This window comes from Pelomonas sp. KK5, assembly GCF_001984095.1.
Classification (GTDB): Bacteria; Pseudomonadota; Gammaproteobacteria; order Burkholderiales; family Burkholderiaceae_C; genus KK5.
The window spans coordinates 1-25826 of record NZ_LYVQ01000082.1; the positions used below are offsets into that span (position 1 = coordinate 1).

The 25826-nt window shown below is 70.3% G+C and carries 21 protein-coding genes; 13 read left to right on the forward strand and 8 right to left on the reverse strand.

Annotated elements, in window-relative coordinates; genetic code table 11:
- The coding region (locus B0W88_RS14495; RefSeq protein WP_144006770.1) for a flagellar biosynthesis anti-sigma factor FlgM at positions 1-887 on the reverse strand (887 nt) is incomplete at its 3' end.
- Positions 888-1028: 141 nt separating this feature from the next.
- Here B0W88_RS14495 and B0W88_RS14500 point away from each other — a divergent pair.
- Complete coding sequence (locus tag B0W88_RS14500; protein WP_077035360.1) at positions 1029-2246, forward strand: multidrug effflux MFS transporter; 1218 nt, start codon at positions 1029-1031, stop codon at positions 2244-2246.
- A 22-nt stretch (positions 2247-2268) separates the two neighbouring features.
- On the opposite strand, the gene cueR is transcribed toward B0W88_RS14500, so the two are convergent.
- The 3 genes from cueR to B0W88_RS14515 all read right to left on the reverse strand — a co-directional run bounded on the left by cueR (position 2269) and on the right by B0W88_RS14515 (position 5772).
- The gene (gene cueR / locus B0W88_RS14505; protein ID WP_077035361.1) at positions 2269-2661 is read right to left on the reverse strand and encodes a Cu(I)-responsive transcriptional regulator; all 393 of its coding nucleotides are present in this window, start codon (positions 2659-2661) and stop codon (positions 2269-2271) included.
- A gap of 4 nt (positions 2662-2665) precedes the next feature.
- A complete protein-coding gene (locus tag B0W88_RS14510; protein WP_077035362.1) occupies positions 2666-4813 on the reverse strand; it encodes a cation-translocating P-type ATPase in 2148 nt (715 codons plus the stop codon).
- Between the two features lie 74 nt (positions 4814-4887).
- Complete coding sequence (locus tag B0W88_RS14515) at positions 4888-5772, reverse strand: LysR family transcriptional regulator (RefSeq protein ID WP_077035363.1); 885 nt, start codon at positions 5770-5772, stop codon at positions 4888-4890.
- Positions 5773-5882: 110 nt separating this feature from the next.
- On the opposite strand from B0W88_RS14515, the gene B0W88_RS14520 reads away from it, so the two are divergent.
- The 3 genes from B0W88_RS14520 to B0W88_RS14530 all read left to right on the forward strand — a co-directional run bounded on the left by B0W88_RS14520 (position 5883) and on the right by B0W88_RS14530 (position 8629).
- The gene (locus B0W88_RS14520; RefSeq protein ID WP_144006771.1) at positions 5883-6647 is read left to right on the forward strand and encodes an SDR family NAD(P)-dependent oxidoreductase; all 765 of its coding nucleotides are present in this window, start codon (positions 5883-5885) and stop codon (positions 6645-6647) included.
- Between the two features lie 63 nt (positions 6648-6710).
- The gene (locus B0W88_RS14525; RefSeq protein WP_077035364.1) at positions 6711-8267 is read left to right on the forward strand and encodes a methyl-accepting chemotaxis protein; all 1557 of its coding nucleotides are present in this window, start codon (positions 6711-6713) and stop codon (positions 8265-8267) included.
- Complete coding sequence (locus B0W88_RS14530) at positions 8264-8629, forward strand: GFA family protein (protein ID WP_077035365.1); 366 nt, start codon at positions 8264-8266, stop codon at positions 8627-8629. Before B0W88_RS14525 ends, B0W88_RS14530 begins: the two co-directional genes overlap by 4 nt.
- Here the strand turns inward: B0W88_RS14530 and B0W88_RS14535 are convergent, their stop codons facing one another.
- Complete coding sequence (locus tag B0W88_RS14535; protein ID WP_077035366.1) at positions 8630-9919, reverse strand: hemolysin family protein; 1290 nt, start codon at positions 9917-9919, stop codon at positions 8630-8632.
- Positions 9920-10029: 110 nt separating this feature from the next.
- Entirely contained in the window at positions 10030-10857 is an 828-nt protein-coding gene (locus B0W88_RS14540) for an oxaloacetate decarboxylase (protein WP_077035367.1), read from the reverse strand.
- 81 nt (positions 10858-10938) lie between these two features.
- Here B0W88_RS14540 and B0W88_RS14545 point away from each other — a divergent pair, with 81 nt between their 5' ends.
- Complete coding sequence (locus B0W88_RS14545; protein WP_144006772.1) at positions 10939-12078, forward strand: FAD-dependent oxidoreductase; 1140 nt, start codon at positions 10939-10941, stop codon at positions 12076-12078.
- Here B0W88_RS14545 and B0W88_RS14550 read toward each other — a convergent pair.
- Both B0W88_RS14550 and smc read right to left on the reverse strand, forming a co-directional pair.
- Positions 12071-13144, reverse strand: coding sequence for a cell division protein FtsZ (locus B0W88_RS14550; RefSeq protein ID WP_077035368.1), 1074 nt, complete (start codon positions 13142-13144; stop codon positions 12071-12073). The genes B0W88_RS14545 and B0W88_RS14550 overlap by 8 nt on opposite strands.
- A complete protein-coding gene (gene smc, locus B0W88_RS14555; RefSeq protein WP_077035369.1) occupies positions 13141-16659 on the reverse strand; it encodes a chromosome segregation protein SMC in 3519 nt (1172 codons plus the stop codon). Before smc ends, B0W88_RS14550 begins: the two co-directional genes overlap by 4 nt.
- Positions 16660-16809: 150 nt before the next feature.
- On the opposite strand from smc, the gene queF reads away from it, so the two are divergent.
- The 8 genes from queF to B0W88_RS14595 all read left to right on the forward strand — a co-directional run bounded on the left by queF (position 16810) and on the right by B0W88_RS14595 (position 25795).
- Positions 16810-17241: a preQ(1) synthase gene (gene queF / locus B0W88_RS14560; protein ID WP_077035378.1), complete on the forward strand. Its 432-nt coding sequence runs from the start codon at positions 16810-16812 to the stop codon at positions 17239-17241.
- A 5-nt stretch (positions 17242-17246) separates the two neighbouring features.
- Positions 17247-17672, forward strand: coding sequence for an SET domain-containing protein (locus B0W88_RS14565; protein ID WP_233151717.1), 426 nt, complete (start codon positions 17247-17249; stop codon positions 17670-17672).
- A 22-nt stretch (positions 17673-17694) separates the two neighbouring features.
- The gene (dapC, locus tag B0W88_RS14570) at positions 17695-18909 is read left to right on the forward strand and encodes a succinyldiaminopimelate transaminase (protein ID WP_077035370.1); all 1215 of its coding nucleotides are present in this window, start codon (positions 17695-17697) and stop codon (positions 18907-18909) included.
- A gap of 14 nt (positions 18910-18923) precedes the next feature.
- Positions 18924-19745 carry a 2,3,4,5-tetrahydropyridine-2,6-dicarboxylate N-succinyltransferase gene (dapD, locus tag B0W88_RS14575; RefSeq protein ID WP_077035371.1) on the forward strand — a complete coding sequence of 274 codons (822 nt, stop codon included), beginning with the start codon at positions 18924-18926 and terminating at the stop codon, positions 19743-19745.
- A gap of 41 nt (positions 19746-19786) precedes the next feature.
- Complete coding sequence (locus B0W88_RS14580) at positions 19787-20950, forward strand: PilT/PilU family type 4a pilus ATPase (RefSeq protein ID WP_233151718.1); 1164 nt, start codon at positions 19787-19789, stop codon at positions 20948-20950.
- A gap of 8 nt (positions 20951-20958) precedes the next feature.
- The gene (gene dapE / locus B0W88_RS14585; RefSeq protein ID WP_077035373.1) at positions 20959-22113 is read left to right on the forward strand and encodes a succinyl-diaminopimelate desuccinylase; all 1155 of its coding nucleotides are present in this window, start codon (positions 20959-20961) and stop codon (positions 22111-22113) included.
- Between the two features lie 65 nt (positions 22114-22178).
- Positions 22179-23957: a tetratricopeptide repeat protein gene (locus B0W88_RS14590; protein ID WP_077035374.1), complete on the forward strand. Its 1779-nt coding sequence runs from the start codon at positions 22179-22181 to the stop codon at positions 23955-23957.
- Positions 23958-24010: 53 nt separating this feature from the next.
- Positions 24011-25795, forward strand: a complete 1785-nt coding sequence (locus tag B0W88_RS14595; RefSeq protein WP_158080859.1) for an aspartyl protease family protein — start codon at positions 24011-24013, stop codon at positions 25793-25795.
- The last annotated feature ends 31 nt before the right edge of the window (positions 25796-25826 follow it).

Below are 25826 nucleotides of genomic sequence, written 5' to 3' on the forward strand. Positions count from 1 at the left end.
AGCAGCGCGTCCAGCGCCCCGTTCATGCCGGCTCCGTCCATCGCCAGGCCGGCGCCTGCCAGGTCCAGCGCCGCCTGCCTGCTCGCCTGGGCGAAGGCCGCCAGCGCCTGCGGATCGACGCCGGCATAGCGGCCCGCGGCGATCGCGTCCTTGACCCGCTGGATGCGTTCCTCGACCTCCGGGCGGCGCTTACGCGCGGCCTCCAGGGCCTCGTTGTTGACATGCGCGGCCGGGGCGCCGGGGATCGGGCCGATCAGTTGCAGCGCGGCCTCCATCGCATCGACGTGGCGCAGCGCCTTGACGTAGTCCAGCTTGAAGGCCGCGCCGCCGGCGTCATTGGCGGCGGTGGTGAACTGCTGCAACGCCTGGGCCAGCGCCTGCGGCGGCGGATCGCCGAAGGACTTGAGCTTGATGGCATCCTCGACCGCCTTGCGCTGCGGTTGCAGGCGGTCCCAGCGCGGCACGTAGGCATTGCGCGCCTCGGCCTGCGTCTCGCGATGGGCGCCGGCCATCAGCTCCGCGGTCTCCCGGGTCTGCGGGAACAGGGCCTCCCGCGACGGGTTGCCCTCCAGGGCGCTCACCGTGTGCTGCAGCGACTTGAACATGCCGGCCGCCTTGGCGGGATCGTTCTGGCCCAGGGCCTCGATGGCGGTCAGCGCCTTGCCGAGCTTGACGGCCTCCGACACGCCGGCCCGCGCCAGGGTGTCGATGGACTGCCTCAGCGCCGCGCGATCGCGGCCGAGCAGCGCCCAGTCCGACAGCGGGGGCGGCTGGTCCGTGCCCGACACCGACTGCCGGCGCGGATCGCGCGAACGCAGCAGCAGCGTGCCCACCAGCGAGCGCGCGCGGGGGCGGCCGCCTTCCTTGTCGACGACGCCATCGTCCATGGCTTCCTCCTCGCGTGTTCGGTCTTTCCTTCGCTTCCGGCCGGGAACTCTAGCAGCGCGGAACCCGTCCGCGGCTCCGGCATAACGCCAGGGTTCAGCGGCGTTCCGACGGCGTCGAGGAGCGCCTGGGACAATGCGGTGATGTCTTCCTCCCCCCGCCTCTTCCGCATGGCCCTAGTGCTGGGCCTGCTCTCGGCCATCGGCCCCTTCGCCATCGACATGTACCTGCCGGCGCTGCCCGATATCGGCCAGGCCCTGCAGGCCGACGGCGCCAGCGTGCAGATGAGCCTGACGGCCTTCTTCGTCTCGATCGGCCTGGGCCAGCTGCTGTACGGGCCGCTGTCCGACATGTTCGGCCGCAAGCCGCCGCTGTATGCGGGCCTGCTGCTGTTCACCGCGGCCAGCATCGGCTGCGCGCTGAGCTCGGACGTGCATGTGCTGATCGTGCTGCGCTTCTTCCAGGGCCTGGGCGCGGCGGCCGGCATGGTGATCCCGCGGGCCATCGTGCGCGACCTGCACACCGGCACCGAGGCGGCGAAGCTGATGTCGCTGCTGATGCTGGTGTTCAGCGTGTCGCCGATCCTGGCGCCGCTGACCGGCAGCGCGGTGATCGCCGCGTTCAGCTGGCGCGCCGTGTTCTGGGCGGTCACGCTGGCGGCGCTGGCCGGCATCGCGCTGATGGCCACGACGCTGGCCGAGACCCGCGGCGCCGACGAGCGCCGGGGGAGCGGCATGAAGACGGCCCTGCGCGGCTACTGGTTCCTGCTGCGCGACCGCCATTTCATGGGCCTGGTGCTGATCGGCAGCTTCGGCATCAGCGGCTTCTTCATCTACCTGGCCAACTCGCCCTTCGTGATGATCGGCCACTACGGCCTCAGCCCGCAGCAGTACAGCCTGGCCTTCGCGCTGAACGCGGCCTCCTTCATCGGCGTCTCTCAATTCGCCGGCAAGCTCGGCGAGCGCTACGGCATGGTGCCGGTGGTGAAGGCGTCCGCGCTGGCCTGCGCGGTGGCCGTGGCGGCCCTGCTGGCCTACTACCTGGCCGGCGGCGACAGCCTGGCGGTGCTGATCGGCGGCTACCTGGTGGCCAGCGCCTTCATGGGCCTGGTGATCCCGATGAGCTCGGTGCTCTCGCTGGACGAGCACGGCGAGATCGCCGGCACCGCCTCGGCCCTGCTGGGCACGGTGCAGATGCTGGCGGGTGCGGTGCTGATGGCCGTCAGCGGCCCCTTCATCGGCGGCCGGCCGCTGCCGATGGTGGCCGGCATGTTCGCCGGCGCCCTGCTGGCGCTGCTGATGACCTGGGGCACGCTGGGCGCGCCGCGCCGGCTCGTCGCCGCGGCGGACGGCGCCAGCTGAGCGCGAGCGCCGCGCTCATCAATCAGGGCTTGCGGGCCAGTTCCTCGAGGATCGGGCAGTCCGGGCGTTCGTCGCCCCGGCAGCAGTCCACCAGATGGGCCAGCGTGGCCTTCATCTGCTGCAGTTCCAGCAGCTTGGCGTCCAGCGCGGCCATGTGCGCCCGGGCCAGCGCCTTGACCTGGCGGCTCGGCCGCGCGCGGTCCTGCCACAGGCCCAGCAGCTCGCGCACCTGCTCGATCGAGAAGCCCAGCACGCGCGACTGGCGGATGAAGCGCAGCGTGGCCAGCTCGCGCTCGGTGTAGCGGCGGTAGCCCGACTCGGTACGCGCCGGGCCGGGGAACAGCCCGACGCTCTCGTAGTGCCGGATCATCTTGGCCGACACGCCGGTGGCCTTGGCGGCTTCGCCGATGTTCATCGCTTCAGCTCCCCTGGCGGCGCAGCAGCAGCGCGTTGAGGACGACGCTGACGCTGCTGAAGGCCATCGCCGCGCCGGCGACGACCGGGCTCAGCATTCCCAGCGCCGCCAGCGGGATGCCCAGCACGTTGTAGGCGAAGGCCCAGACCAGGTTCTGCCGGATCTTGGCCGTGGTGCGGCGCGACAGCTCGATCGCCTCGGGCACCAGGCGCAGGTCGCCGCGCAGCAGGCTGATGCCGGCGGCCTCGGTCGCCACGTCGGCGCCGCCGGCCATCGCGATGCCGCAGGCTGCGGCCGCCAGCGCCGGGCCGTCGTTGAGCCCGTCGCCGACGAAGCCGACGCGCCCGCCCGCCGCCTGCAGCCGGGCGATCCGGGCCGCCTTGTCGGCGGGCATCAGGCGGGCCTGCCAGTCGGCGATGCCCAGCGAGGCCGCGACGGCGGCAGCACTGCCCTCGTTGTCCCCGGTCAGCATCAGCGTGCGGATGCCCAGGCGCTGCAGCGCGGCCAGCGCCGGCGCGGCCGAGGGCTTGATCGCATCGCCGAAGGCCAGCAGGCCCAGCACGGCGTCTTCGTCGGCCAGCAGCCAGGAGACGGTCATGCCCTGAGCCTCGCAGCGGGCCGATTCGGCGGCCAGGGCCGGTGGCGCGGACAGGCCGGATTCGTCCAGCAAGCGCGCGCTGCCCAGGCGCAGCGAGCGGCCCGCCACCCGCGCCTGCACGCCGCGGCCCGGCAGGGCCTGCGCGCCCGTGGCGTCGGGCAACACGGCGCCCTGCGCCTCGGCGGCGGCCAGCACCGCCCGGGCCAGCGGGTGGCTGCTGTGGCGCTGCAGGGCCGCAGCGCCGGCGAGCACGTCGGCCCGCTCGACGCCCTCGGCCGCCACCAGCGCCAGCAGCGCCGGCCGGCCCTCGGTCAACGTGCCCGTCTTGTCGAAGGCGATCGTCGTCAGGCCGTGGGCCACTTCCAGCGCCTCGGCGTCGCGGATCAGGATGCCGCGCCGCGCCGCCGCGCCGGTGCCGGCCAGCAGCGCCGCCGGCGTGGCCAGGCCCAGGGCGCACGGGCAGGCGATCACCAGCACGGCCACCGCGTTGACGAGGGCCGTCTCCAGCTCGCCGCGGGCCAGCATCCAGCCGGCGAAGGTGAGCAGCGCGATGGCCAGTACCGCCGGCACGAAGACCGCGCTGACGCGGTCCACCAGGCGCTGGATCGGCGCCTTGCCGGCCTGCGCGGATTCCACCAGGCGGATGATCCGCTCCAGCGAGCTCTGCGCGCCCAGCGCCGTCGCCCTGACGAGCAGCAGCCCGTCCGCGTTCAGCGCGCCGCCGATGACGCGCTCGCCCACCGTCTTGGCCACCGGCAGGCTCTCGCCGGTGATCAGCGACTCGTCGACATGGCTCGCACCTTCGATCACCTCGCCGTCGGCGGCGATCCGGTCGCCCGGGCGCACCACGATGCGGTCGCCGATGCGCAGCTGCGCCAGCGGCAGCTCCTGTTCGCTGCCGTCCTCGCGCCGCACCCGCGCGGTGGCCGGGCGCAGCGCCGCCAGCGCCCGGATCGCATCGCCCGCCTGCCGCTTGGCCCGCGCCTCCAGCCACTTGCCCAGCAGCACCAGCGTGATGACGACGGCCGAGGCCTCGAAGTACAGCGCATGCGTGGCGCCGCGCACCAGCCACTCGTAGAGCGAGAGGCCATAGGCCGCCGACGTGCCCAGCGCCACCAGCAGGTCCATATTGCCGCTGCGGGCCTTCAGCGCGTCCCAGCCGGCGCGGTAGAAGCGCGCGCCGAGGGCGAACTGCACCGGCGTCGCCAGCAGCCACTGCAGCCACGCCGGCAGCATCCACATCAGGCCGAAGGGATGAACCAGCATCGGCATCAGCAGCGGCAGGCTCAGCGCCGCGCCCAGCAGCACCGGCGCGCCGGACGGCAGGCGCGGGGCGGCCGGGGTCTCGCCGGTCTTCAGCTCGCTGGCCTGGTAGCCCGCCTTCTCGACCGCGGCGATCAGCGCCGCCGCCGTCACGCCGGGCGGCGCCTGCACGCGGGCGCGCTCGGTCGCCAGGTTGACGCTGGCCTCGCTGACGCCCTCCACCTTGCGCAGGGCCTTCTCCACCCGGCCCGCGCAGGCAGCGCAGCTCATGCCCTCGATCTGCAGTTCCATCGACGATCCTCTTGATGCTTCGAAGGCATTCTGAACCTTGCCATCATGGGAAGGTCAAGCCGGTTCAGGCCGCGTCAGGCCAGATAGGCCGCGCAGACCTCGACCAGCCAGTCCATCACCACCCGCACGCGGCGCGAAAGGTTGCGGCGGTTCGCGTACACCAGGCTCAAGGGCATCGGCGGCGCGGGGTGCTCGGGCAGCACTTCAACCAACAGGCCCTGCGCGATCAGCTCGCGCACCCCCGGCAGCGGCGCCTGGATGAGGCCCAGGCCGGCCAGGCAGGCGGCCTGGTAGGCCTCCGCATTGTTGACGGTGACCGCGCCGGCCATGGCCACCGCGCCGCCTTCGAGCTCGAAGCCGACCGACTTCGCTCCCAGCGTCGAGGCGTAATGCACCAGACGGTGACTTGCGAGATCGGCCAGCGACTGCGGCACGCCATGCGCCTTCAGGTAGGCAGGGCTGGCGCAGTTGGCCATGCGCATCAGGCCCACCGGCCGCGCGATCAGGCTGCTGTCGCCGACCGGGCCGGCGCGCATCACGCAGTCGAAGCCCTCGCGCACCAGGTCCACCCGGCGCTCGGTGCTGCTGATCTCCAGCTCCAGGCCCGGGTGCAGGGCCAGCAGCTCGGGCAGGCGCGGCAGCACCGCGTGGCGGGCCATGCCGGTGGTCATGTCCACCCGCACCCGGCCGGCCAGGCCCTGGACGCCGTGGAACATCGTGCTCAGCTCATCGATGTCGGCCAGCAGGTCCTTGCTGCGCTCGTAGAAGGCCTGGCCGTCCTGGGTGAGCTGCACCTTGCGGGTGGTCCGGTGCAGCAGCCGGGTGCCCAGGTGGGCCTCCAGCGCCTGCACCGAGGTCGAGGCCGCGGCCTTGGGCTGGCCCAGCGCGGCGGCGGCCTGGGTGAAGCTGGCCAGTTCGGCCACGCGGTGGAAGGTCTGGATCTGCTGGATCAGGCTCATTGTTCTGCTTTCAAAGAACAGACAAATCGAATTCTGCCAATTTATCGCCAGTTGGTCGATCAATAGACTTCCTTCCATCGCAACTGACTTGTCCGCTGAAGGAACCCGTTATGAGCAGCAGCACCACCATCACCCTGATCACCGGCGGCAGCCGCGGCCTGGGCCGCAACGCGGCACTGCACGTCGCCCGCAGCGGCGGCGACGTGATCCTCACCTACCGCAGCCGCCGCGACGAGGCCGAGTCCGCCGTCGCCGAGATCGAGAAGCTGGGCCGCAAGGCCGTCGCCCTGCAGCTGGACGCCGGCGACAGCGCCAGCTTCGCCGCCTTCGCCGATGCGGTGAAGACGGCGCTGGCCGCCACCTGGCAGCGCGAGCGCTTCGACCACCTGGTCAACAACGCCGGCATCGGCATGCATGCCAGCGTCACGGAGACCACCGAGGCGGTGTTCGACGAACTGGTGAACATCCACTTCAAGGGCGTGTTCTTCCTGACCCAGACGCTGCTGCCGCTGATCGAGGACGGCGGCCGCATCGTCAACATCTCGTCCGGCCTGGCCCGCTTCTCGCTGCCCGGCTACGCCGCCTACGGGGCGATGAAGGGCGCGGTGGAGGTGCTGTCGCGCTACCTGGCCAAGGAGCTGGGCCCGCGCGGCATCGCCGTCAACGTGGTGGCGCCGGGCGCCATCGAGACCGACTTCGGCGGCGGCCGCGTGCGCGACAACGCCGAGTTGAACAAGTTCGTCGCCGGCATCACCGCGCTGGGCCGCGCCGGCAAGCCCGACGACATCGGCGGCGTGATCGCCTCGCTGCTGCAGCCGGCCAACGGCTGGATCAACGGGCAGCGGATCGAGGCCTCGGGCGGTATGTTCCTTTGACCATTCGTTGAGGCGCCGGGCATGCCGTGCTAACTTAGCGTTAGCAAGAAGAGGGGGGACGGCATGCACAAAGTGCTATCGGATCTTCGCGTCGGCGCGCGCCTGGCCGCCGGCTTCGGCCTGCTGCTGGCCCTGGTGCTGGCGATGGGCCTGTTCGCGGTGAACCGCGTGGAGCGGGTGCAGGGCGGCGTCACCGCCCTCTCCGGCATCTGGCTGCCGAACACGCAGCGCATGGCCGCGATCAACGAGGCCCTGAACCAGATGCGGCGGGCTGAGCTGCAGCTGATGCTGGGCGGCGGCGCCAAGGCGGTCGAGGACGAGAGCGCCCGCATCGCGCGGCAGTGGGAGCTGATGCCGGCCCTGCTGTCCGGCTATGCCGCGGCCGCCCAGAGCGCGGACGAGCGCCGCGTCTTCGGCCAGTTGCAGGCCGCCATCGAGAGCTATCGCGGCACGCAGCCGAAGCTGCTGGACCTGGTGCGCCAGGGCCAGGCCGAGGCCGCGCTGGACCTGGTGCGCGGCGACTCGCGCAAGGCCTTCCGCGCCACCACCGATGCGATGGCCGAGCTGAAGACGCTGCATGACCGGGGCGTCGAGGCGGCACAGGCAGCGGCGGACGAGAGCCATCGCGCCGTGCTGTGGGGCATCTGGACCCTGGTGGCCGTGGCACTGGCGCTGGGCGGCCTGATCGCCTTCGCCCTGACCCGCTCGCTGACGGTGCCGCTGGGCCAGGCGGCCAGCGCGGCCGAGCGCATCGCCGGCGGCGACCTGAGCACCGAGGTGCGCAGCTGCCGCGGCGACGAGATGGGCGACCTGCTGCGCTCTCTGGCCCGCATGCAGCAGGCACTCAACGATTCGGTGGGCACCGTGCGCCGCAGCGCCGACAGCATCGCCACCGCCAGCAGCGAGGTGTCCAGCGGCGGGCAGGACCTGTCGATGCGCACCGAGCAGGCGGCCTCCAACCTCGAACAGACCTCAGCCGCGATGCAGCAGGTGACCGAGACCGTGCGGCAGAGCGCCGAGTCGGCCGGGCAGGCGCGGCGCCTGTCGATGGCGGCCTCCGGCGTGGCCGCGCGCGGCGGTTCGGTGGTGGCCGAGGTGGTGGCGACGATGCAGGGCATCCAGGCCTCATCGCGCCGCATCGCCGACATCACCGGCGTGATCGACGGCATCGCCTTCCAGACGAACATCCTGGCCTTGAACGCCGCCGTCGAGGCGGCGCGCGCCGGCGAGCAGGGCCGCGGCTTCGCGGTGGTCGCTTCCGAGGTGCGCACGCTGGCCCAGCGCAGCGCCCAGGCGGCGCGCGAGATCCGCGGCCTGATCACGTCCTCGGGCGAGCAGGTGGACAAGGGCGCCCAGCTCGTCGGTGATGCCGGCTCGACGATGGGCGAGCTGGTGGACTCCATCAAGCACGTGGATGCACTGATCGCCGAGATCGCCGATGCGGCGCAGCAGCAGACACAGAGCCTGTCCGAAGTGAACAGCGCGATCGGCCAGCTCGACGGCATGACGCAGCAGAACGCGGCGCTGGTCGAGGAGTCCGCGGCGGCGTCGGAGTCGCTGAAGCAGCAGGCGGCGCAGCTGGCGGAGGTGGTGGCGCGGTTCAGGTTGAGCGCGGCATGAACGGCGCCCTGTCGCTCGAAGGCGCCTGCCACTGCGGCGCCGTCCAGCTCACCCTCCCCTCCGTGCCCGAGAAGGCCACGCGCTGCAACTGCTCGCTGTGCCGCCGGGTCGGCGCGCTGTGGGCCTACTACGAATTCGGCACCGTGCGGATCGAAGGCGAGACCCAGGAGTACATCCAGGGTGACCGCACGCTGCGCACGATGCGCTGCCGGAACTGCGGCATCGTCACGCATTGGGAGCCCGTGGATCCGCAGGCGGTGACGAGGCACGGAGTCAACCTGAACAACTTCGATCCGCAGCTGCAGGCCTCGGTGCCGGTGCGGCGCTTCGACGGCGCCGACACCTGGACCTTCCTCGATTGATCAGGCCTCGGCGACGCGAGTGATCATCACCTGGTCCACCCGGTAGCTGTCCACGTCCATCACCTCGAAACGCCAGCCGCTCCAGACGACGTGGTCGGTGCGCTTGGGGATGCGGCGCAACATCACCATCAGGAAGCCGGCCAGCGTGTCGTACTGGCCCGGGTGCGGCAGCGCGTCGAGTTCCAGCGCGCGCTGCACGTCGGGGATCGGCGTGATGCCATCGGCGAGGAAGGAGCCGTCCTCGCGGCGGATGATCTGCTGCTCCTCGTCGGCGGTGGCGACCAGGCTGCCCATCACCGTGCTCATCACGTCGTTGAGCGTGATCACGCCCACCACCAGGCTGTACTCGTTGACGATGACGGCAAAGTCCTCGTGGGCCTGGCGGAACTGGGTCAGCACCTCGGACAGGGTCAGCCGGTCCGGCACGATCAGCACCTTCTTCACCAGGCCCGGCGCCTTCAGGTCGATCGCCTCGCCGCGCAGCACGCGCTGGAACAGGTCGGTGGCGTCCACGTAACCCGTTATCTGGTCGATGTCGCCGTCGCAGACCAGGTAGGTGGAGTGCGGCTGCTCGGCGATGCGGTTGCGGATCAGCGCATCGTCGTCGTCCTGCAGGAAGAAGACGATGCGCTCGCGCGCGGTCATCGCGCTCTCGACCCGGCGGGTGTCCAGCTCGAAGATGTTCTCGATCGCCTGCTGCTCGGCGTCGTCGACCACGCCGGCCTCGTTGCCGGCCTCGGCCAGCGCGAGGATGTCGTGGTGGGTGATCGTGTTGTCGCGCTCGGCCGGGCGACCCAGCAGGCGGATGAGCCCGTTGGTCAGCGCGCTGAAGGCCCAGGCCAGCGGCTTGAGCACCGCCACCAGCCACAGCATCGGCCCGACGACGACCAGCGCCATGCGCTCCGGCTCGTTCATCGACAGGCGCTTGGGCACCAGGTCGGCCAGCACGATGAACAGCGCGGTGATGCTGGCGAAGGACAGGCCGAAGGCGATGTCCTGCGCCTGCTGCAGCGGCAGGAGGCGCGCCAGCAGCGACTCGTAGGACGGCGTCAGCGCGCCCTCCCCGACGATGCCGCCCAGGATGGCCACCGTGTTGACGCCGATCTGCACGACGGTGAAGTAGTGGCCCGGCCGCTCCTGCACCGCCAACACCTTGTCGGCGCGGGCATCGCCCTCGTCGGCGAGCTGGCGCAGCTTGAGGCGGCGGGAGGCGGCGAGCGACAGCTCGGCCACGGAGAAGAAGGCGCTGCAGGCGATCAGCAGGACGATCAGGATCAGCGGGGTGCTCATGCAGCGCCGCCCGGCCGCCCGAAGGCGCTGCGCACCCCCTTGGGGGGCAGTGAACGAAGTGAGCGTGGGGGCGACGTCATTCCGCCAGTGTAGGCGGGTGGAATCAAGGCTCAGGTCATCAGGCGATTCAACTCGGCGCCGCTCGCCGCGCCGGCCAGGTGCTCGAACGATCCCGTCTCCGCCAGCCCTCGCGCTGCGCGCAGGAAGCCGCCCCAGGCGGCGCGTGCCAGCGCCCCACCGACGCTGACGCGGCGCACGCCCAGTGCCGCCGCCTCGTCCAGCGAGCCGACGAAGCCACCCGCCGCGCCGACCAGCAGGTTGACCGGCTTGGGCGCCACGGCCGCGACGACCGCCTGCACCTCCTCGCGCGTACGCAGGCCCGGCGCGTAGAGCACGTCGGCGCCGGCCTCGGCATAGGCGCGCAGGCGGGCGATGGTGTCGGCGAGGTCGGGGCGGCCGTGCAGGTAGTTCTCGGCACGGCCGACCAGCAACACGGTGCCGCCGCTGGCCGCGTCGATGGCGGCGCGGGCGGCGTTCAATCGTTCCAGCGCCTCGGGAAGCGGGCGGATCGGGGCGCTCGCATCGCCGCTGGCATCCTCGATCGACAGGCCGGCGATGCCGGTCTCCACCGCCATCCGGACGCTCTCGCCCACGCCCGCCGGCGTATCGGCAAAGCCGCTCTCGAAATCGGCATTGACTGGCAGCGAGGTTGCTGCCGCCAGCTCGCGCAGATGGGCCAGCACCACATCGCGCGGCATGGCGCCGTCGGGTCCGCCGCGGGACCAGGCGAAGCCGGAGCTGGTGCTGGCCAGGGCCTGGAAGCCCATGCCTTCGAGCAGCCGCGCACTGCCGGCGTCCCAGGGGTTCGGGATCAGGAAGCAAGCTTGCTGCTCGTGCAGGCGGCGGAACTGCGTGCGCTTGTCGTTCGTCGTGCTCATGGACTCTCTGGATGGACCTCGGTGCCGGGGTTATAAACCCGGGCCCAAGAAATCGCTTCGGCCTCCGACGAAACCTCCGCCATGCAACGCCGCCAATTGCTCGCCAGCGTCCCCGCCCTGCTCACGGGAACGACCGCCCTCGCCCAGGACGAGGCCGCCGTCCGCTTCGGCGACCCGCGCCGCACGCTGGCGCCGGTGCGCGCCAATCCGGACCGGCTGATCGACATGGAGGTCTGCACCCGGCCCTTCCGCGCCCAGGGCCCGCGCATCGAGGCCCAGCGCCTGCATGGCAAGCATGTCGTCCACCACTATGGCCATGGCGGCAGCGGCTGGTCGCTGTCCTGGGGCTCGGCGCGGGTGGCGCTGCCGCTGATCCTGGAACACAAGCCGAAGCGCATCGCCGTGATCGGCTGCGGCGCGATCGGCCTGACCACCGCCCGCGTGGCGCAGGACGCGGGCCTGAAGGTGCGCATCTACTGCAAGGAGCGCCCTCCGGAGGTGGCCTCGTCCCGCGCCACCGGCATCTTCACGCCCGACTCGCGCCTGGTCACCACCGAGCACGCCACGCCCGAGTTCGCGCACCGCTGGGAGGCGATGACGCGCAGCAGCTTCCGCACCTACCAGAGCCTGCTGGGCCTGCCGGCCGAGCCGGTGCAGTGGCGCGACGGCTATGTGCTGTGGGACGACGTGCCCCAGGGCCCCTCGCACGAGCCGGGCGAACCGGACTACCCGGACCTGTATTCACGCATCCGCGACCTGCGCCCGCGCAGCATGCCGCTGCAGCCGCACGAGCATCCGTTCAAGGCGGCTCACGCGATGAAGATCACCCAGCTGGTGTTCAACATCGGCAGCTACCAGCGCCTGCTGCTGGACGATTTCCTGCGCAACGGCGGCGAGATCGTGCACCGCGAGTTCACGAGCACCCGCGAACTGGCGCGGCTGCCAGAACAGACCATCGTCAACTGCACCGGCTACGGCGCCCGCGCGCTGTTCGGCGACGACTCGCTGGTGCCGGTGCGCGGCCAGACCGCGCGGCTGATCCCGCAGCCCGAGGTGGACTACCTGCTGTTCTGGCGCGGCCACAACCTGTCGATGGTGCCGCGCGGCGATGGCCTGCTGGTGCAGGCCCAGGGCGAGCACGATTTCGGCAATGCCGATGCGCGGGTCGACCGCGCGCAGTCGGTGGCCGCCGTCGAGCGGCTGGCCGAGCTCTTCAGCTGAACAGGCGCCGCGCCGCCGGCGAGCCCGCCGCCACGTCGCGCGCCGCCAACGCCTCGTAGAGCCCGTTCAGCTCCTGGCCGATCGAGGCGAAGGCGTGCAGGCCCAGCGCGTGGCCGCGGTCGTCGCAGATGTCGGCCTCGATGTCGCGCGAGAGGCCGCGCGCCGCCTCCTGCCAGGTGGCGAAGGGCTCGAGCGCGGCGGCCGTCTGCGGCACGTCCAGCGTCAGCGTCAGCTCGCGCAGCGAGGACTGCTGCGGGTTCTCGGCCAGCGCGGCCTGCTGCTCGAAGGACAGGACCAGTACCGGCGGAGCACCCTCCTCGGCCGCCGGCATCACCAGCCGGCCGGGAATCGCGCCGGGCACGAAACCGTGCTTGGCCGCCATCTGCAGCACGTAGCCCAGGGTCCAGGCGGCGCCGCGCGGGCGCAGCAGCATGGCCAGTTGCGCGTCATGCGCGCCGGCGAACTGGTCCAGCTCGCGGGCGCCGGCCACCACCTCCAGCATGTCCGGGAACTGGCCGAAACCGCCGATACCCTCGGCGAAGCCCTGGATCTTCTGCACGAACTCGGAGTACTCGATCTCGTTGAGCGCGCCGCTGCGGTTGGCGATCTGCACACCGGCCTGGAACTCGCCGTAGCGCTGGCCCGGCACCGGCAGTTCCCAGTCGCCGCTTTCGGTGTTCAGGCCCTCGATCTGGAAGGGCTTGGTGCCCGCGCGGCGGCTGGGCGGCAGGTGCTGCAGCGCCATCTCGCCGCTGATCGGGTGCTCGACGGTGACGGTGGCGATCGCGTCGATCAGCGCGTCGATGCGGGCCGAGGGCTTGCGCGGGCGCGCCGCTGCCGGTTTGGCGGGCACGCCGAGCTCGGGCGCCGGCTCGCTGCCATCGAGCTCGGGGGCAAGACCTGGCTCCACGCGCTCGGCGCCGTCCATCTGGGGCTCGACGCCACCGTTGTTGTTCACCGGCAGCGGCAGCCGCGGCCCGGCCTTGCGGGCCGTCCAGGCGCCGTGCCCGATCACGCCGGCGAGCACCAGGCCGCCCAGGATTGCAAGCAGAGCCGTGAGCGTCATGCCGCCATCTCCGCCATCGACAGCGCCTTGTCCATGTCCACGGCCACGATCCGCGACACCCCTTGTTCCTGCATCGTCACCCCGATCAGTTGTTGCGCCATCTCCATGGCGATCTTGTTGTGGGAGATGAACAGGAACTGCGTTCCCGCGCTCATCTCGGCCACCAGTTTGGCGTAGCGCTCGGTGTTGGCGTCGTCCAGCGGCGCGTCCACCTCGTCCAGCAGGCAGAACGGCGCCGGGTTCAGCTGGAAGATCGCGAACACCAGCGCGATCGCGGTCAGCGCCTTCTCGCCGCCCGAGAGCAGATGGATGGTCGAGTTCTTCTTGCCCGGCGGCTGCGCCATCACCTGCACGCCGGCATCGAGGATCTCGTCGCCCACCATCGTCAGCTTCGCCTGCCCGCCGCCGAACAGCACCGGGAACATGCGGCCGAAGTGTTCGTTGACCTGGTTGAAGGTGGCAGACAGCAGGTCGCGCGTCTCCAGGTCGATCTTGTGGATCGCGTCCTCCAGCGTCTTCATCGCGGCCATCAGGTCGGCGTTCTGCGCGTCGAGGAAATTCTTGCGCTCGCGCGAGGCGGTCAGCTCGTCCAGCGCGGCGAGGTTGACGGCGCCCAGGGCGGCGATCTCGCGGTTGATGCGGTCGATCTCGCCCTGCAGGCCGTAGAGCTTGACGCCGTTCTCTTCGATCGACCGGGCCAGCGCTTCCAGGTCCACCTCGGCGGCGCTGAGCTGCTCCATGTACTGGGCGCCGCCGAGCTGGGCGGCCTGCTCTTCCAGCTGCAGCTTGGTCAGGCGCTCGCGCAGCGGGTCCAGGCTGCGCTCGAAGCCGAGGCGCTGCTCGTCGGCCTTGCGCAGCCGCAGCGTCAGGTCGTCATAGCCGCTGCGCACCGTGGCCAGCGCCTGCTCGCGTTCCATCTTCACGGCCAGCGCGTCCTGCAGGCCAGCCTGGGCGGCGGCGTCGTTGAGCGTGTCCATCTCGCGCTGCAGGCTCTCGGCGGAGGCGGTGTTGGTCTGCACCTGCTGCACCGCGGTCTCGATGGAGCGCTGCAGCTCGCCGCGGCGCGAGGCCAGCGAGCGGGCGCTGAACTGCGACTCCTGGGCGCGGCGCTCCAGCGCGCGCAGCTGCTCGCGGGCTTCCGTGAGGCGGCGCTCCGCTGCAATGACGCCGTCTTCCAGCTCGGCATGGCGCTCCTGCGTGTTGCCGAGCTGCATGTCCAGCTCCTCGAAGCGGGCCTCGCCGGTCATGCGGCGCTCCTGCAGCTCCTCGGCCTGGGCGTCGATCTCGGCCAGTTCCTCTTCCAACTGCGTGCGGCGGCTCGATGCGGCCTCGGCCTGCTGGGACAGCCGCAGCAGCTCGACGTGGAGTTGATGCGCCCGCGACTGCGTCTCCTGCGACTCGCGGCGCAGCGCGGTCAGGCGCTGCGAGGCTTCGGTGTAGCCGGCCTCGGCACGCACCAGCCGGGTCTTGGCTTCCTCGGCGATCAGCGTCTGCGCGCGCAGCTCCAGCTGCAGGTGCTCGATCTCCTGCGCGCGGGCCAGCATGCCGGCCTGCTCGGAATCGGGGGCGTAGAAGCTGACGGCGAACTGGCTCACCGCATGGCCCTCGGGGGTCATGATCAGCTCGCCGTGGGTCAGCTTGGAACGATCGGCCAGCGCCGCGTCCATCGACGAGGCGGTGTACACGCCTTCGAGCCAGTCGTTCAGCAGCGCCTTCAGGCCCGCGTCATCGAGGCGCAGCAGGTCGCTGAGCTTTTCCAGCGTCTCGTGCCTGTTGACGATGCCGGCCGCCGGTGGCGAGTAGAAGGCCAGGCGGGCCGGCGGCGCATCCAGCGCGAAGGCGCGGACGGTCTCCAGGCGGCCCACTTCCAGCGCGCCCATCCGTTCGCGCAGCGCGGCTTCCAGCGCGTTCTCCCAGCCCTGCTTGATGTGCAGCTTGGTCCACAGGCCCTGCAGGCCGTCGAGGCCGTGCCTGGCCAGCCAGGGCTTGAGCTTGCCTTCGGTCTGGACCTTCTCCTGCAAGGCGCGCAGCGCTTCCAGGCGGGCGGCCAGCGAGGACTGCTTCGCCAGCTGGGCATTGGCATCGTCCTGCGCGGCGCGGCGGGCCTCGTCCATCGCCGGGGCCTGCTCGGAGAGCTCGGCCAGCCGGGCGTCGGCCATGTCGCGGGCCTCGTCGGCCGCCTCGCTCTGGCGTTTCAGCTCGGCCAGGCGTTCGGCATCGGGCGCGGCCAGCGCCTGTCGCTCGGTGGCCAGGCGCTCGCGGCGGGTGCGCAGCTGGCGCGACTGCTCGTCGATGTTGCGGCTCTCCGCCGCCAGCACCTGGATCTGCTGCTGGACCTGGGTGACGGCCGCGCGCTGCTCGTTGGCCTTGCCCTGCGCCACGCGCACGGCATCTTCGACATTGGGCAGGTTCATCGCCTGCTCTTCCGATTGCGCGGCCAGGATCTCGCTCTGCTCCTCGGCGCCAGCGATCTGCTCGGCGATGGTTTCCATCTCGAGCTGCGCGGCCTCGGAGCGCTCCTTCCACTGCGCGTTCTGCACGTGCAGCTCGACCAGCCGCGCCTCGACGCGCTGCCGGCCCTCGACCACGTAGCGGATGCGTTCCTCCAGCCGGCTCACCTCCAGTTGCGCCTCGGCATAGCGGCCTTGCGAGGCATGCAGCTCGTCGCCGGCCGCGTAGTGGGCCTGGCGGATGGTCTCCAGCTCGGCCTCGACATGGCGCAGCTCGGCGACCCGCGACTCCAGCGCGTTGACGGCTTCGAGATGCTCGGCCTTGACGCGCGCGGCCTCGGTGTTGGCATCGCGGTGCTTCAGGAACCACAGCTGGTGCAGCTTCAGCGTGCCGCTCTCCTGCAGGCCGCGGTAGCTGGCCGCCACCTCGGCCTGCTTCTCCAGCTTCTCGAGGTTGTTGTTCAGCTCGCGCAGGATGTCGTCCACGCGGGTGAGGTTCTCGCGGGTGTCCTTGAGGCGGTTCTCGGTCTCGCGGCGACGTTCCTTGTACTTGGAGACGCCGGCGGCCTCCTCCAGGAACATGCGCATCTCTTCGGGCTTGCTCTCGATGATGCGGGAGATCGTGCCCTGGCCGATGATGGCGTAGGCGCGCGGGCCCAGGCCGGTGCCGAGGAAGACGTCCTGCACGTCGCGGCGGCGCACCGGCTGGTTGTTGATGAAGTAGCTGCTGGAGCCGTCGCGCGTCAGCACGCGGCGCACCGCGATCTCGGCGAACTGGTTCCACTGGCCGCCGGCGCGCGAGTCCTCGTTGCTGAACACCAGCTCCACGCTGGCGCGGCTGGCCGGCTTGCGGTTGCCGGAGCCGTTGAAGATGACGTCCTGCATCGACTCGCCGCGCAGTTCGCTCGCCTTGCTCTCGCCGAGCACCCAGCGCACGGCGTCCATGATGTTGGACTTGCCGCAGCCGTTCGGGCCCACCACACCGACCAGCTGCCCGGGCAGCTGGAACACGGTGTGTTCGGCGAACGATTTGAAGCCGGAGAGCTTGATCGAGTTGAGGCGCATCTAAGCCATTGATTTATCTGCAAAAAAGCCCCTTCGCAGGGGCTTCGTGACTGGCCGGATGATAACATTCGCGCCCTCTGAAAATTGAGCACGACCATGGCCACCAAGACGTCCAAGAAGACCACCACCGCCGCCCCGAAAATGCGCGAGATGCCGCCGAACCCGCCCTCGGCCCCGAGCAAGGAACTGCACGTCTTCCCGAACCCCGCCCCCGAGCGCGACTACCTGATCCAGTTCCAGGTGCCCGAGTTCACCTGCCACTGCCCGCTGACCGGCCAGCCCGACTTCGCCCACTTCGTGATCGACATGATCGCGGACAAGCTCTGCGTGGAGCTGAAGAGCCTGAAGATGTACTTCTGGAGCTACCGCGACGAAGGCGCGTTCCACGAGAAGGTGACCAACACCATCATGGAAGACATCATCAAGGTGACCGACCCGCGCTACATCCGCATCACGGCCAAGTGGTACGTGCGCGGCGGCATCTACACCAACGTCGTCACCGAGCACCGCAAGAAGGGCTGGAAGCCGCAGCCGAAGGTGGACCTGCCTTCGTTCTCGATGGAAACAGGCCTGCTGAAGTAATCGCCTTGCCGATAGCCGCCGACTTCACCAACACGCTCGTCGCGCTGCGCATCGCGCGCAGCCGCATCGACGGCTACGGCGTCTTCGCGGCCGAAATGGTCAGCGCAGGTAACAAGTTAGGAGAGCTGACCGGCGAGCCGATCACCGTGGCCGAGGCGCGCCGCCGCGCCCAGGGCCGCGAGCGGATCATGATGGTGGAGCTGTCGGCCAGCCGGGCGATCGACTGCACCCGCTCGGCCGATCCGCTGCGCTTCGCCAATCATTCCTGCAGGCCCAATGCGCGCATCCAGGTGGAGGCCGGCGCGGTGGAGTTCTTCGCGCTGCGCGACATCGCGAGCGGCGAGGAGATCACCGTCGGCTACGGCGCCACGCATCACGAAGGCCGACTTGTCTGTCGGTGTAGGCAGGACGGCTGCACGGGCTGGCTATGATTCCCCGAAATCCCAATCTGCCATGCCGTTCAATCCGCTGCTGCAAAAGCTCCACCCGTACCCCTTCGAGCGCATGTCCGCGCTGACGAAGGACATCAAGCCCAATCCCGCCTACCGCCACATCAGCCTGGGCATCGGCGAGCCCAAGCATCCGGCGCCGAAACTGGTCGAGGATGCGCTGACCGGCAGCCTGAAGACGCTGGCCGCCTACCCCGCCACCGCCGGCCTGCCGGCCCTGCGCGAAGCCTGCGCGGGCTGGGTGCAGCGCCGCTACGGGCTGGCGCTGGACGCAGCCACGCAGTTCCTGCCGGTGAACGGCTCGCGCGAGGCGCTGTTCGCGCTGGCGCAGACGGTGATCGACCCGAGCGTGACACCCACGCCGGTCGTCGTCTCGCCGAACCCCTTCTATCAGATCTACGAAGGCGCGGCGCTGCTGGCCGGCGCCGACACGGCCTTCGCCAACTCGGATCCCAAGCGCAACTTCGCCAACGACTGGGGCCAGATCGACGCGGCCACCTGGGCGCGCACGCAGCTCGTCTACGTCTGCTCGCCCGGCAATCCGACCGGCGCCGTGATGCCGCTGTCCGAATGGAAGATGCTGTTCGAGCTGAGCGACCGGTACGGCTTCGTGATCGCCTCGGACGAGTGCTACTCCGAGATCTACTTCCGCGAGGAAGCGCCGCTTGGCGGCCTGGAGGCTGCCGCGCAGCTGGGCCGCACGGACTACAGGAACCTGATCATCCTGACCAGCCTGTCCAAGCGCTCCAACGTGCCGGGCATGCGCTCGGGCTTCGTCGCCGGTGACGCCGCCATCATCAAGAAGTTCCTGCTCTACCGCACCTACCACGGCAGCGCGATGAACCCGATGGTGCAGATGGCCAGCATCGCCGCCTGGAACGACGAGGCCCATGTGGTCGCCAACCGCGAGCAGTACCGCGCCAAGTTCGCGCAGGTGATGCCGGTGCTCACGCCGCAGCTCGACGTGGCCCTGCCGGACGCGAGCTTCTACCTCTGGGCCGCGGTGCCGAAACATATCCATGGCGGCGACGACATCGCCTTCGCCCTGGACCTGCTCGCTCAATACAATGTGACCGTCCTGCCCGGCAGCCTGCTGGCCCGCCAGGCCCATGGCGTCAACCCGGGTGCCGGCCGCTTCCGCATGGCCCTGGTGGCCGAGACGGCCGAGTGCCTTGAGGCCGCCCACCGCATCGCTTCCTTCGTCCAATCCTTCGCCTGACCGAGCCTTCCTCCATGAGCAACATCTCCCAACTGCAATCCACCATCGAACTGGCCTGGGAAGGCCGCGCCGAGCTGAACCCGACCAACGCGCCCGAAGTCCGCAAGGCCGTCGACGAGGTCATCGCCGCGCTGGACGCCGGCACGCTGCGCGTGGCCGAGCGCCAGTCGGTCGGCCAGTGGACCGTGCACCAGTGGGTCAAGAAGGCCGTGCTGCTGTCCTTCCGCTTGAACGACAACAAGCTGATGGGCGCCGGCGACATGACCTTCTTCGACAAGGTGCCCAGCAAGTACGGCCAGATGGACGAGGCCGCCATCCGCGCCAGCGGCGTGCGCGTGGTGCCGCCGGCCGTGGCCCGCCGCGGCAGCTTCCAGGCGAAGAACGTGGTGCTGATGCCCTCCTACGTGAACATCGGCGCCTATGTGGACGAAGGCACGATGGTCGACACCTGGGCCACCGTCGGCTCCTGCGCGCAGATCGGCAAGAACGTGCACCTCTCGGGCGGCGTCGGCATCGGCGGCGTGCTGGAGCCGCTGCAGGCCAACCCGACCATCATCGAGGACAACTGCTTCGTCGGCGCGCGCTCGGAAGTGGTCGAGGGCGTGATCGTCGAGGAGAACTCGGTCATCTCGATGGGCGTGTACATCGGCCAGAGCACCCCGATCTACGACCGCGAGACCGACACCGTCTCCTATGGCCGCGTGCCCGCCGGCTCGGTGGTGATCAGCGGCAGCCTGCCGCGCGACAAGTACAGCCTCTACGCCGCCATCATCGTGAAAAAGGTGGACGCCGGCACCCGCGCGAAGACCAGCATCAACGACCTGCTGCGTGCATAACGAGTAAAACGAGCGGATCGGCGCAGGAGGAGGCGAAGGGCATGAGCACGACCAACAGTGGAAACATGGAACGCATCCTGCGGCTGATGGCCGACAAGGGGGCATCCGACGTCTACCTCTCGGCCAATATGCCGGTGCTGATCCGCATCAACGGGCAGATCGTCCAGCTGTCCGACCAGTTGCTCGCCCCGATGCAACCGCGCCAGCTGATCGCCGAGGTGATCGAGCCGCGGCACCTGGAAGAGCTGGACGCGCAAGGTGAGCTGAACATGGCCGTCTCGGTGCCCAAGGTGGGCAGCTTCCGGCTCTCGGGCTTCCGCCAGCGCGGCACCATCGCCGGTGTGTTCCGCCACATCCCGCACAACATCCCCTCGCTGGGCTCGCTGAACCTGCCGGACATCCTCGGCAAGATGGTCACCGAGAAGCGTGGCCTGATCCTGATGGTGGGCGCCACCGGCACCGGCAAGAGCACCACGCTCGCCTCGATGCTGGAGCACCGCAACCAGACGATGTCGGGCCACATCCTCACCATCGAGGATCCGCTCGAATACCTGTTCAGCAACAAGCGCTCGGTGGTCAACCAGCGCGAGGTGGGCCGCGATACCGCCTCGCTGCAGATCGCGCTGAAGAACGCGCTGCGCCAGGCGCCGGACTGCATCCTGATCGGCGAGATCCGCGACCGCGAGACGATGACGGCAGCGATCTCCTACGCGCTGTCCGGCCACCTGGTGCTGGCCACACTGCACGGCAACAACACCTACCACGCGCTGAACCGGATCCTGTCCTTCTACACGCCCGAGTCGCGCCCCGCCCTGCTGAACGACCTGGCGGCCGGCCTGAAGGCGATCGTCTCGCAGCGCCTGGTCAAGTCGGCCGGCGGCGGCCGGGTGCCGGTGGTGGAGATCCTGCTGAATACCAAGCTGATCTCCGAGCTGATCGAGCAGGGCGATTTCGGCGGCGTCAAGGAGGCGATGGAGAAGTCCATCGCCGAAGGCTCGCAGACCTACGAGGAACACTTCGCCGACCTGATCACCAACAACGTGATCACGCGCGAGGAAGGCCTGGCCTTCGCCGACTCGCCGACCAACCTGCTCTGGCGCCTGCAGAACGACCAGCCCGGCGCCAAGGCCCAGGGCCCGAAGGTCGAGGAAAAGGCCAGCGACGAGGCCAGCTTCACCGAGATCACGCTGGACGTCCGCGAATAGGACGGAGCATGAGCGCGGTCCTCGCCCTGCTGGAACAGCTGATCGCGCGCCCCTCGGTCACCCCCCACGATGCCGGCTGCCAGGAGCTGATCGCCGAACGGCTCGCCGCGGCGGGCTTCGAGATCGAACGGATGGACAGCGGTCCGTCGGACTTCCGCGTCAGCAATCTCTGGGCGATCCGCCGCGGCCGCGATGCCGGCGGCCCGGTGCTGCTGTTCGCCGGCCACACCGACGTGGTGCCACCGGGGCCGCTCGCGGCCTGGGCCTGCGATCCCTTCGTGCCCAGCCATCGCGACGGCCGCATCTTCGGCCGCGGGGCCGCGGACATGAAGGGTTCGGTGGCGGCGATGGTCGTCGCGGCCGAGGAATTCGCCGCCGCGCATCCCGACCACGCCGGCAGCCTCGCGCTGCTGCTGACCAGCGACGAGGAGGGGCCAGCCCACGACGGCACGAAGGTCTGCTGTGAGATGCTGAAAGCGCGCGGCCAGCGGCTGGACTGGTGCATCGTCGGCGAGCCCACCGCCGTCGAGCGGGTCGGCGACATGGTCAAGAACGGTCGCCGCGGCACGCTCAGCGGCCGGCTGCGCGTGATCGGCGTGCAGGGCCACGTGGCCTACCCGCAGCTGGCCCGCAACCCCGTCCACCAGGCGGCGGCCGCGCTGGCCGAACTGGTCGGCATCGAATGGGATCGCGGCAACGCGCACTTCCCCGCCACCAGCTTCCAGATCTCCAACATCAGGGCCGGCACCGGCGCCACCAACGTGATCCCGGGCGAGATGCTGCTGGACTTCAATTTCCGCTTCAGCACCGAGTCCACGCCCGAGGGGCTGAAGGCTCGGGTGCACGAACTGCTGGACCGCCATGGCCTGCAGTGCGCGCTCGACTGGACGCTCGGCGGCGAGCCCTTCCTGACGCCGGTCGGCACGCTCAGCGACGCCGTGGCCGCCGCCATCCAGGCCGAGACCGGCATCGCCACCCAGCTCTCCACCACCGGCGGCACCTCCGACGGCCGCTTCATTGCGAAGATCTGCCCGCAGGTGATCGAGCTGGGACCGGTGAATGCCACGATCCACAAGGTGGACGAGAACCTGCCGGTGGCGGAGCTGGAGCCGCTGAAGAACATCTATCGGCGCACCCTGGACGACCTGCTCCTGCTGCGGTAATCCCCAGCCGATGGCGCCCGACGCCTGCCGTACAGTGCAGCGCGCTATCGGGGAGAGAACAAGACATGACATGCAAGAGAAGCGGTGGCTGCTGGGCCGCCGCGCTGTCGCTGGCCGCCGCCCTGCTGCCAGCCGCAGCGTTCGCGGCCAAGCCCTGCAACCTGCAGGCACTGGAACTGCCAGCCACGATGGTCGGCGCGCGCGCGGTGGTCACCGTCGGCATCAACGGCACCCAGGTGCCGCTGGCGCTGGACAGCGGTGCCTTCTTCAGCGCGCTGACGCCGGCCGCCGCCCAGCAACTGGAGCTCAAGCTGCGCCGGCTGCCCGCGGGCATGCGCATCTACGGCCTGACCGGAGAGATCGAGTCCCGCGTGACCACCGTCAAGGAGATGGATCTGGTCGGCGGCAAGCTGCCCGGCATTGACTTCCTGGTCGGCGGCAACGAGCCCGGCGCCGGCACCATGGGCCTGCTGGGCCGCAACATCCTTGGCGTCACCGATGCCGAGTACGACCTCGCGCACGGCGTGGTCCGTCTGATCTTCCCCGAGGGTGATTGCAAGGGCAGCCAAGTGGCCTACTGGGCCAAGGACCAGCCGCTGTCGGAGGTCGACCTGCTGGGGCTCGGATCGAACAACTCGGCGGCACTGCTCGCCGACGCCAGGATCAACGACCGGTCGATCACCGTGCTCTTCGACACCGGCGCGCTCTCGACGATCAGCCTCGCCGCCGCCCGCAAGGCCGGCGTGGACAAGGCCGACATGCAGGAGATGGGCCGCATCCACGGAGCCGGCGAAGGCTCGGCGCAGGCCTGGAACGCCGAGTTCCGCCGCTTCCAGATCGGCGGCGAGACGATCTCGAAGATCCTGGTCGAGGTAGCCGACTACAGCGACCGCGACCACGACATGCTGCTGGGCATCGACTTCTTCCTGTCGCACCGCATCTACGTGTCCCGCGGCCAGCGGAAGATGTACTTCACCTACAACGGTGGCCCGGTGTTCGCACGCAGTGCACTCGAGCTGGCCAAGGCGCGCGCGCCCGGCACCGAAGCGCCCGCGGACGCTCCGCCGCTGGCGGACGCCGATGCCTACGCACGTCGCGGCGCCGCGGCGGCAGCACGGCTGGATTTCCCTCGCGCGCTGGCCGACCTGGACCGCGCCTGCGAGATGGATCCTGGCGTCGCCCGCCACTTTCTGCACCGCGGCACGCTGCGCTATCGGATGAACCAGGCCGAGGCGGCACGGCAGGATTTCGATACTGCCCTGAAGCTCGACCCGGCGCAGGGGGACGCACGCCTGATGCGGGCCGAACTGCTCGCGCAAGCGCGCGAGCACCAGCAGGCGCTGGACGATCTGCAGACGCTGGACCGGACCCTGCCCACGCAGTCCCCGCTGCGCCTGGACATGGCGCACCTCTATGAGCGGCTGGAACAGCCGGACCGCGCGCTGGCGCAATGGACCCATTGGATCGACGCACACCGCAAGGACGTCCATCTCCCCGGGGCCCTCAACAACCGTTGCTGGACCCGCACGCTGCTGAACGTCGAACTGGACGAGGCGCTGACCGACTGCGACCAGGCCGTCGACCTCGAGCCGGACAAGCCCAGTTACCGCGACAGCCGCGGCTGGCTGCGCCTGCGCCGCGGCGAGTTGCAGAAGGCGCAGGCCGACTTCGACCAGGCATTGAAGCTGAAGGCCGACCACGCCTGGTCGCTCTATGGCCGCGGGATCGTGCGCGCCCGCAGCGGCAAGCCGGAGCAGGGCCAGGCGGATCTCGATGCCGCGCGCAAGCTGCTGCCGTCGATCGATGCGGAAGTCGCCAGGCTCGGCCTGCCGGCGGGCACCTGAACCGCCGCCCATCTTCCTGCGGGGCAACGATGATGATGATGATGAAGCTGACCATGACGAATCGAACCCTTCGCCGCCTCCAGGCCCTGGGCCTCGCGCTGGCCTGCGGCGTCGGCGCCTCCGAAGCCGCCGAGACATGCACGATGAGCCTGGCGGAGATGCCCGTCCGCATGATCGGCCCGCGCGCCATCGTGGACGTGGGCATCAACGGCGCGAAGGTGCCGCTGATGGTGGACAGCGGCGCCTTCTTCAGCTTCCTGACGCCGGCCGCGGCGCAGCAGCTGAAGCTCAAGCTGTACGCGCTGCCCCAGGGCCTGCGCATCGAGGGCCTCAACGGCGAAGTCGATGCCTGGTCCACCGTGGTCGACCAGCTCGTGATCGAGGGCGGCGTGATCCCGAACGTCGAGTTCGTCGTCGGCGGCACCGAGATGGGCGCGGGCAGCATGGGCGTGCTCGGCCGCAACTTCCTCGCCGCCACCGACATCGAGTACGACCTGGCCCACGGCATGATCCGCTTCGCCTTCCCCAAGGGCGACTGCGGAGACACCGGCTTCGCCTACTGGGCCGGGGAGAAGCCGGTGGTCGTGCTGCCGCTGCTGCGCGACGAGCAGAAGTCCAAGCGCCCGCCGGTCAATGCGATCGCCCAGGTCAACGACTACAAGGTGCGCGTGCTGTTCGACAGCGGCGCGCCCGACTCCCTGCTGTCCCGCGCCGCGGCGCTGCGGGCCGGCATCGAGCCGGCGCAGATGACGCCTGCCGGACGGTCCTACGGCGCCGGCACCGGCACGCGGCAGGCCTGGACCGCGCCGCTGGGGCGCTTCACGCTGGGCGACGAGCAGGTCTCCAACATCCGCATGCGGGTGGTCGACTACGACATGCGCGGCACCGACATGCTGCTCGGCATGGACTTCTTCCTCGCCCACCGCATCTACATCTCCAAGAGCCAGCGCCGCATGTACTTCACGCACAACGGCGGCCCCGTGTTCGCGCTCAGCGCCCGCGACGCGAGCATGCCGCATGCCGCGGCAGATGCCGCCTCGACGCCTGCCGACAACAGCGACGATCCGACCGACGCCGCCGCCTATGCCCGCCGCGGCGCCGCCCGCGCCTCCCGCCAGGACTACGAAGGCGCCCTCGCCGACCTGGACCGGGCCTGCTCGATGGCGCCCGATCTCGTCGACTGCTTCGTCCGCCGCGCCGCCGTGCATCGCGCGATGCGCCACCCGGACCTCGCTCTGCGGGACTACGACGCCGCGCTAAAACTCGACCCGAACCAGCCCGAGGCGCTGATCAACCGCGCCGGCCTGCAGGCCACCAAGGCACGCGAGGCCGCACTGGCCGACCTGCAGACGCTGGACCGCACGCTGCCCCCGCAATCCGCGCTGCGCATGTCCATGGCCCAGCTCTACGGCCGGATGGAGCTGCTGCGCGAAGCCATCGGCCAGTGGAGCCAATGGATTCCCGCCCACCAGGACGACGCGCTGCTGCCGGTGGCGCTGAACGCGCGCTGCTGGTCGCGGGCGCGGCTGGGCATCGAGCTGGACGCGGCGCTGGAAGACTGCGACCAGGCCCTGCGCGCCGACCGCGACAACCCCAGCTACCGAGACAGCCGCGCCTGGGTGCACCTGCGCCGCGGCGAGCCGCGCCGCGCGATGGCGGATTTCGATGCGGTGATCAAGCTCCATCCCGACAACGTCTGGGCGCTCTACGGCCGCGGCCTGGCCCACCAGGGCCTCGGCGAAGCCGATGCCGCCCGCGCCGACCTCGACGCCGCCCGCAAGCTCCGTCCCAAGATCGACGCCGAGGCCGGCAAGTTCGGCATGGCCGCGCCGGGCTGAACCGCACGCATCGGCGACAATGGCGGGGCCC

Bases quoted from the DNA above. Each gene is read 5' to 3' on its own strand.
- B0W88_RS14500 (WP_077035360.1), top strand. From the start codon at position 1,029: ATGTCTTCCTCCCCCCGCCTCTTCCGCATGGCCCTAGTGCTGGGCCTG.
- cueR (WP_077035361.1), bottom strand. From the start codon at position 2,661: ATGAACATCGGCGAAGCCGCCAAGGCCACCGGCGTGTCGGCCAAGATG.
- B0W88_RS14510 (WP_077035362.1), bottom strand. From the start codon at position 4,813: ATGGAACTGCAGATCGAGGGCATGAGCTGCGCTGCCTGCGCGGGCCGG.
- B0W88_RS14515 (WP_077035363.1), bottom strand. From the start codon at position 5,772: ATGAGCCTGATCCAGCAGATCCAGACCTTCCACCGCGTGGCCGAACTG.
- B0W88_RS14520 (WP_144006771.1), top strand. From the start codon at position 5,883: ATGAGCAGCAGCACCACCATCACCCTGATCACCGGCGGCAGCCGCGGC.
- B0W88_RS14525 (WP_077035364.1), top strand. From the start codon at position 6,711: ATGCACAAAGTGCTATCGGATCTTCGCGTCGGCGCGCGCCTGGCCGCC.
- B0W88_RS14530 (WP_077035365.1), top strand. From the start codon at position 8,264: ATGAACGGCGCCCTGTCGCTCGAAGGCGCCTGCCACTGCGGCGCCGTC.
- B0W88_RS14535 (WP_077035366.1), bottom strand. From the start codon at position 9,919: ATGAGCACCCCGCTGATCCTGATCGTCCTGCTGATCGCCTGCAGCGCC.
- B0W88_RS14540 (WP_077035367.1), bottom strand. From the start codon at position 10,857: ATGAGCACGACGAACGACAAGCGCACGCAGTTCCGCCGCCTGCACGAG.
- B0W88_RS14545 (WP_144006772.1), top strand. From the start codon at position 10,939: ATGCAACGCCGCCAATTGCTCGCCAGCGTCCCCGCCCTGCTCACGGGA.
- B0W88_RS14550 (WP_077035368.1), bottom strand. From the start codon at position 13,144: ATGACGCTCACGGCTCTGCTTGCAATCCTGGGCGGCCTGGTGCTCGCC.
- smc (WP_077035369.1), bottom strand. From the start codon at position 16,659: ATGCGCCTCAACTCGATCAAGCTCTCCGGCTTCAAATCGTTCGCCGAA.
- queF (WP_077035378.1), top strand. From the start codon at position 16,810: ATGCCGCCGAACCCGCCCTCGGCCCCGAGCAAGGAACTGCACGTCTTC.
- dapC (WP_077035370.1), top strand. From the start codon at position 17,695: ATGCCGTTCAATCCGCTGCTGCAAAAGCTCCACCCGTACCCCTTCGAG.
- dapD (WP_077035371.1), top strand. From the start codon at position 18,924: ATGAGCAACATCTCCCAACTGCAATCCACCATCGAACTGGCCTGGGAA.
- B0W88_RS14580 (WP_233151718.1), top strand. From the start codon at position 19,787: ATGAGCACGACCAACAGTGGAAACATGGAACGCATCCTGCGGCTGATG.
- dapE (WP_077035373.1), top strand. From the start codon at position 20,959: ATGAGCGCGGTCCTCGCCCTGCTGGAACAGCTGATCGCGCGCCCCTCG.
- B0W88_RS14590 (WP_077035374.1), top strand. From the start codon at position 22,179: ATGACATGCAAGAGAAGCGGTGGCTGCTGGGCCGCCGCGCTGTCGCTG.
- B0W88_RS14595 (WP_158080859.1), top strand. From the start codon at position 24,011: ATGACGAATCGAACCCTTCGCCGCCTCCAGGCCCTGGGCCTCGCGCTG.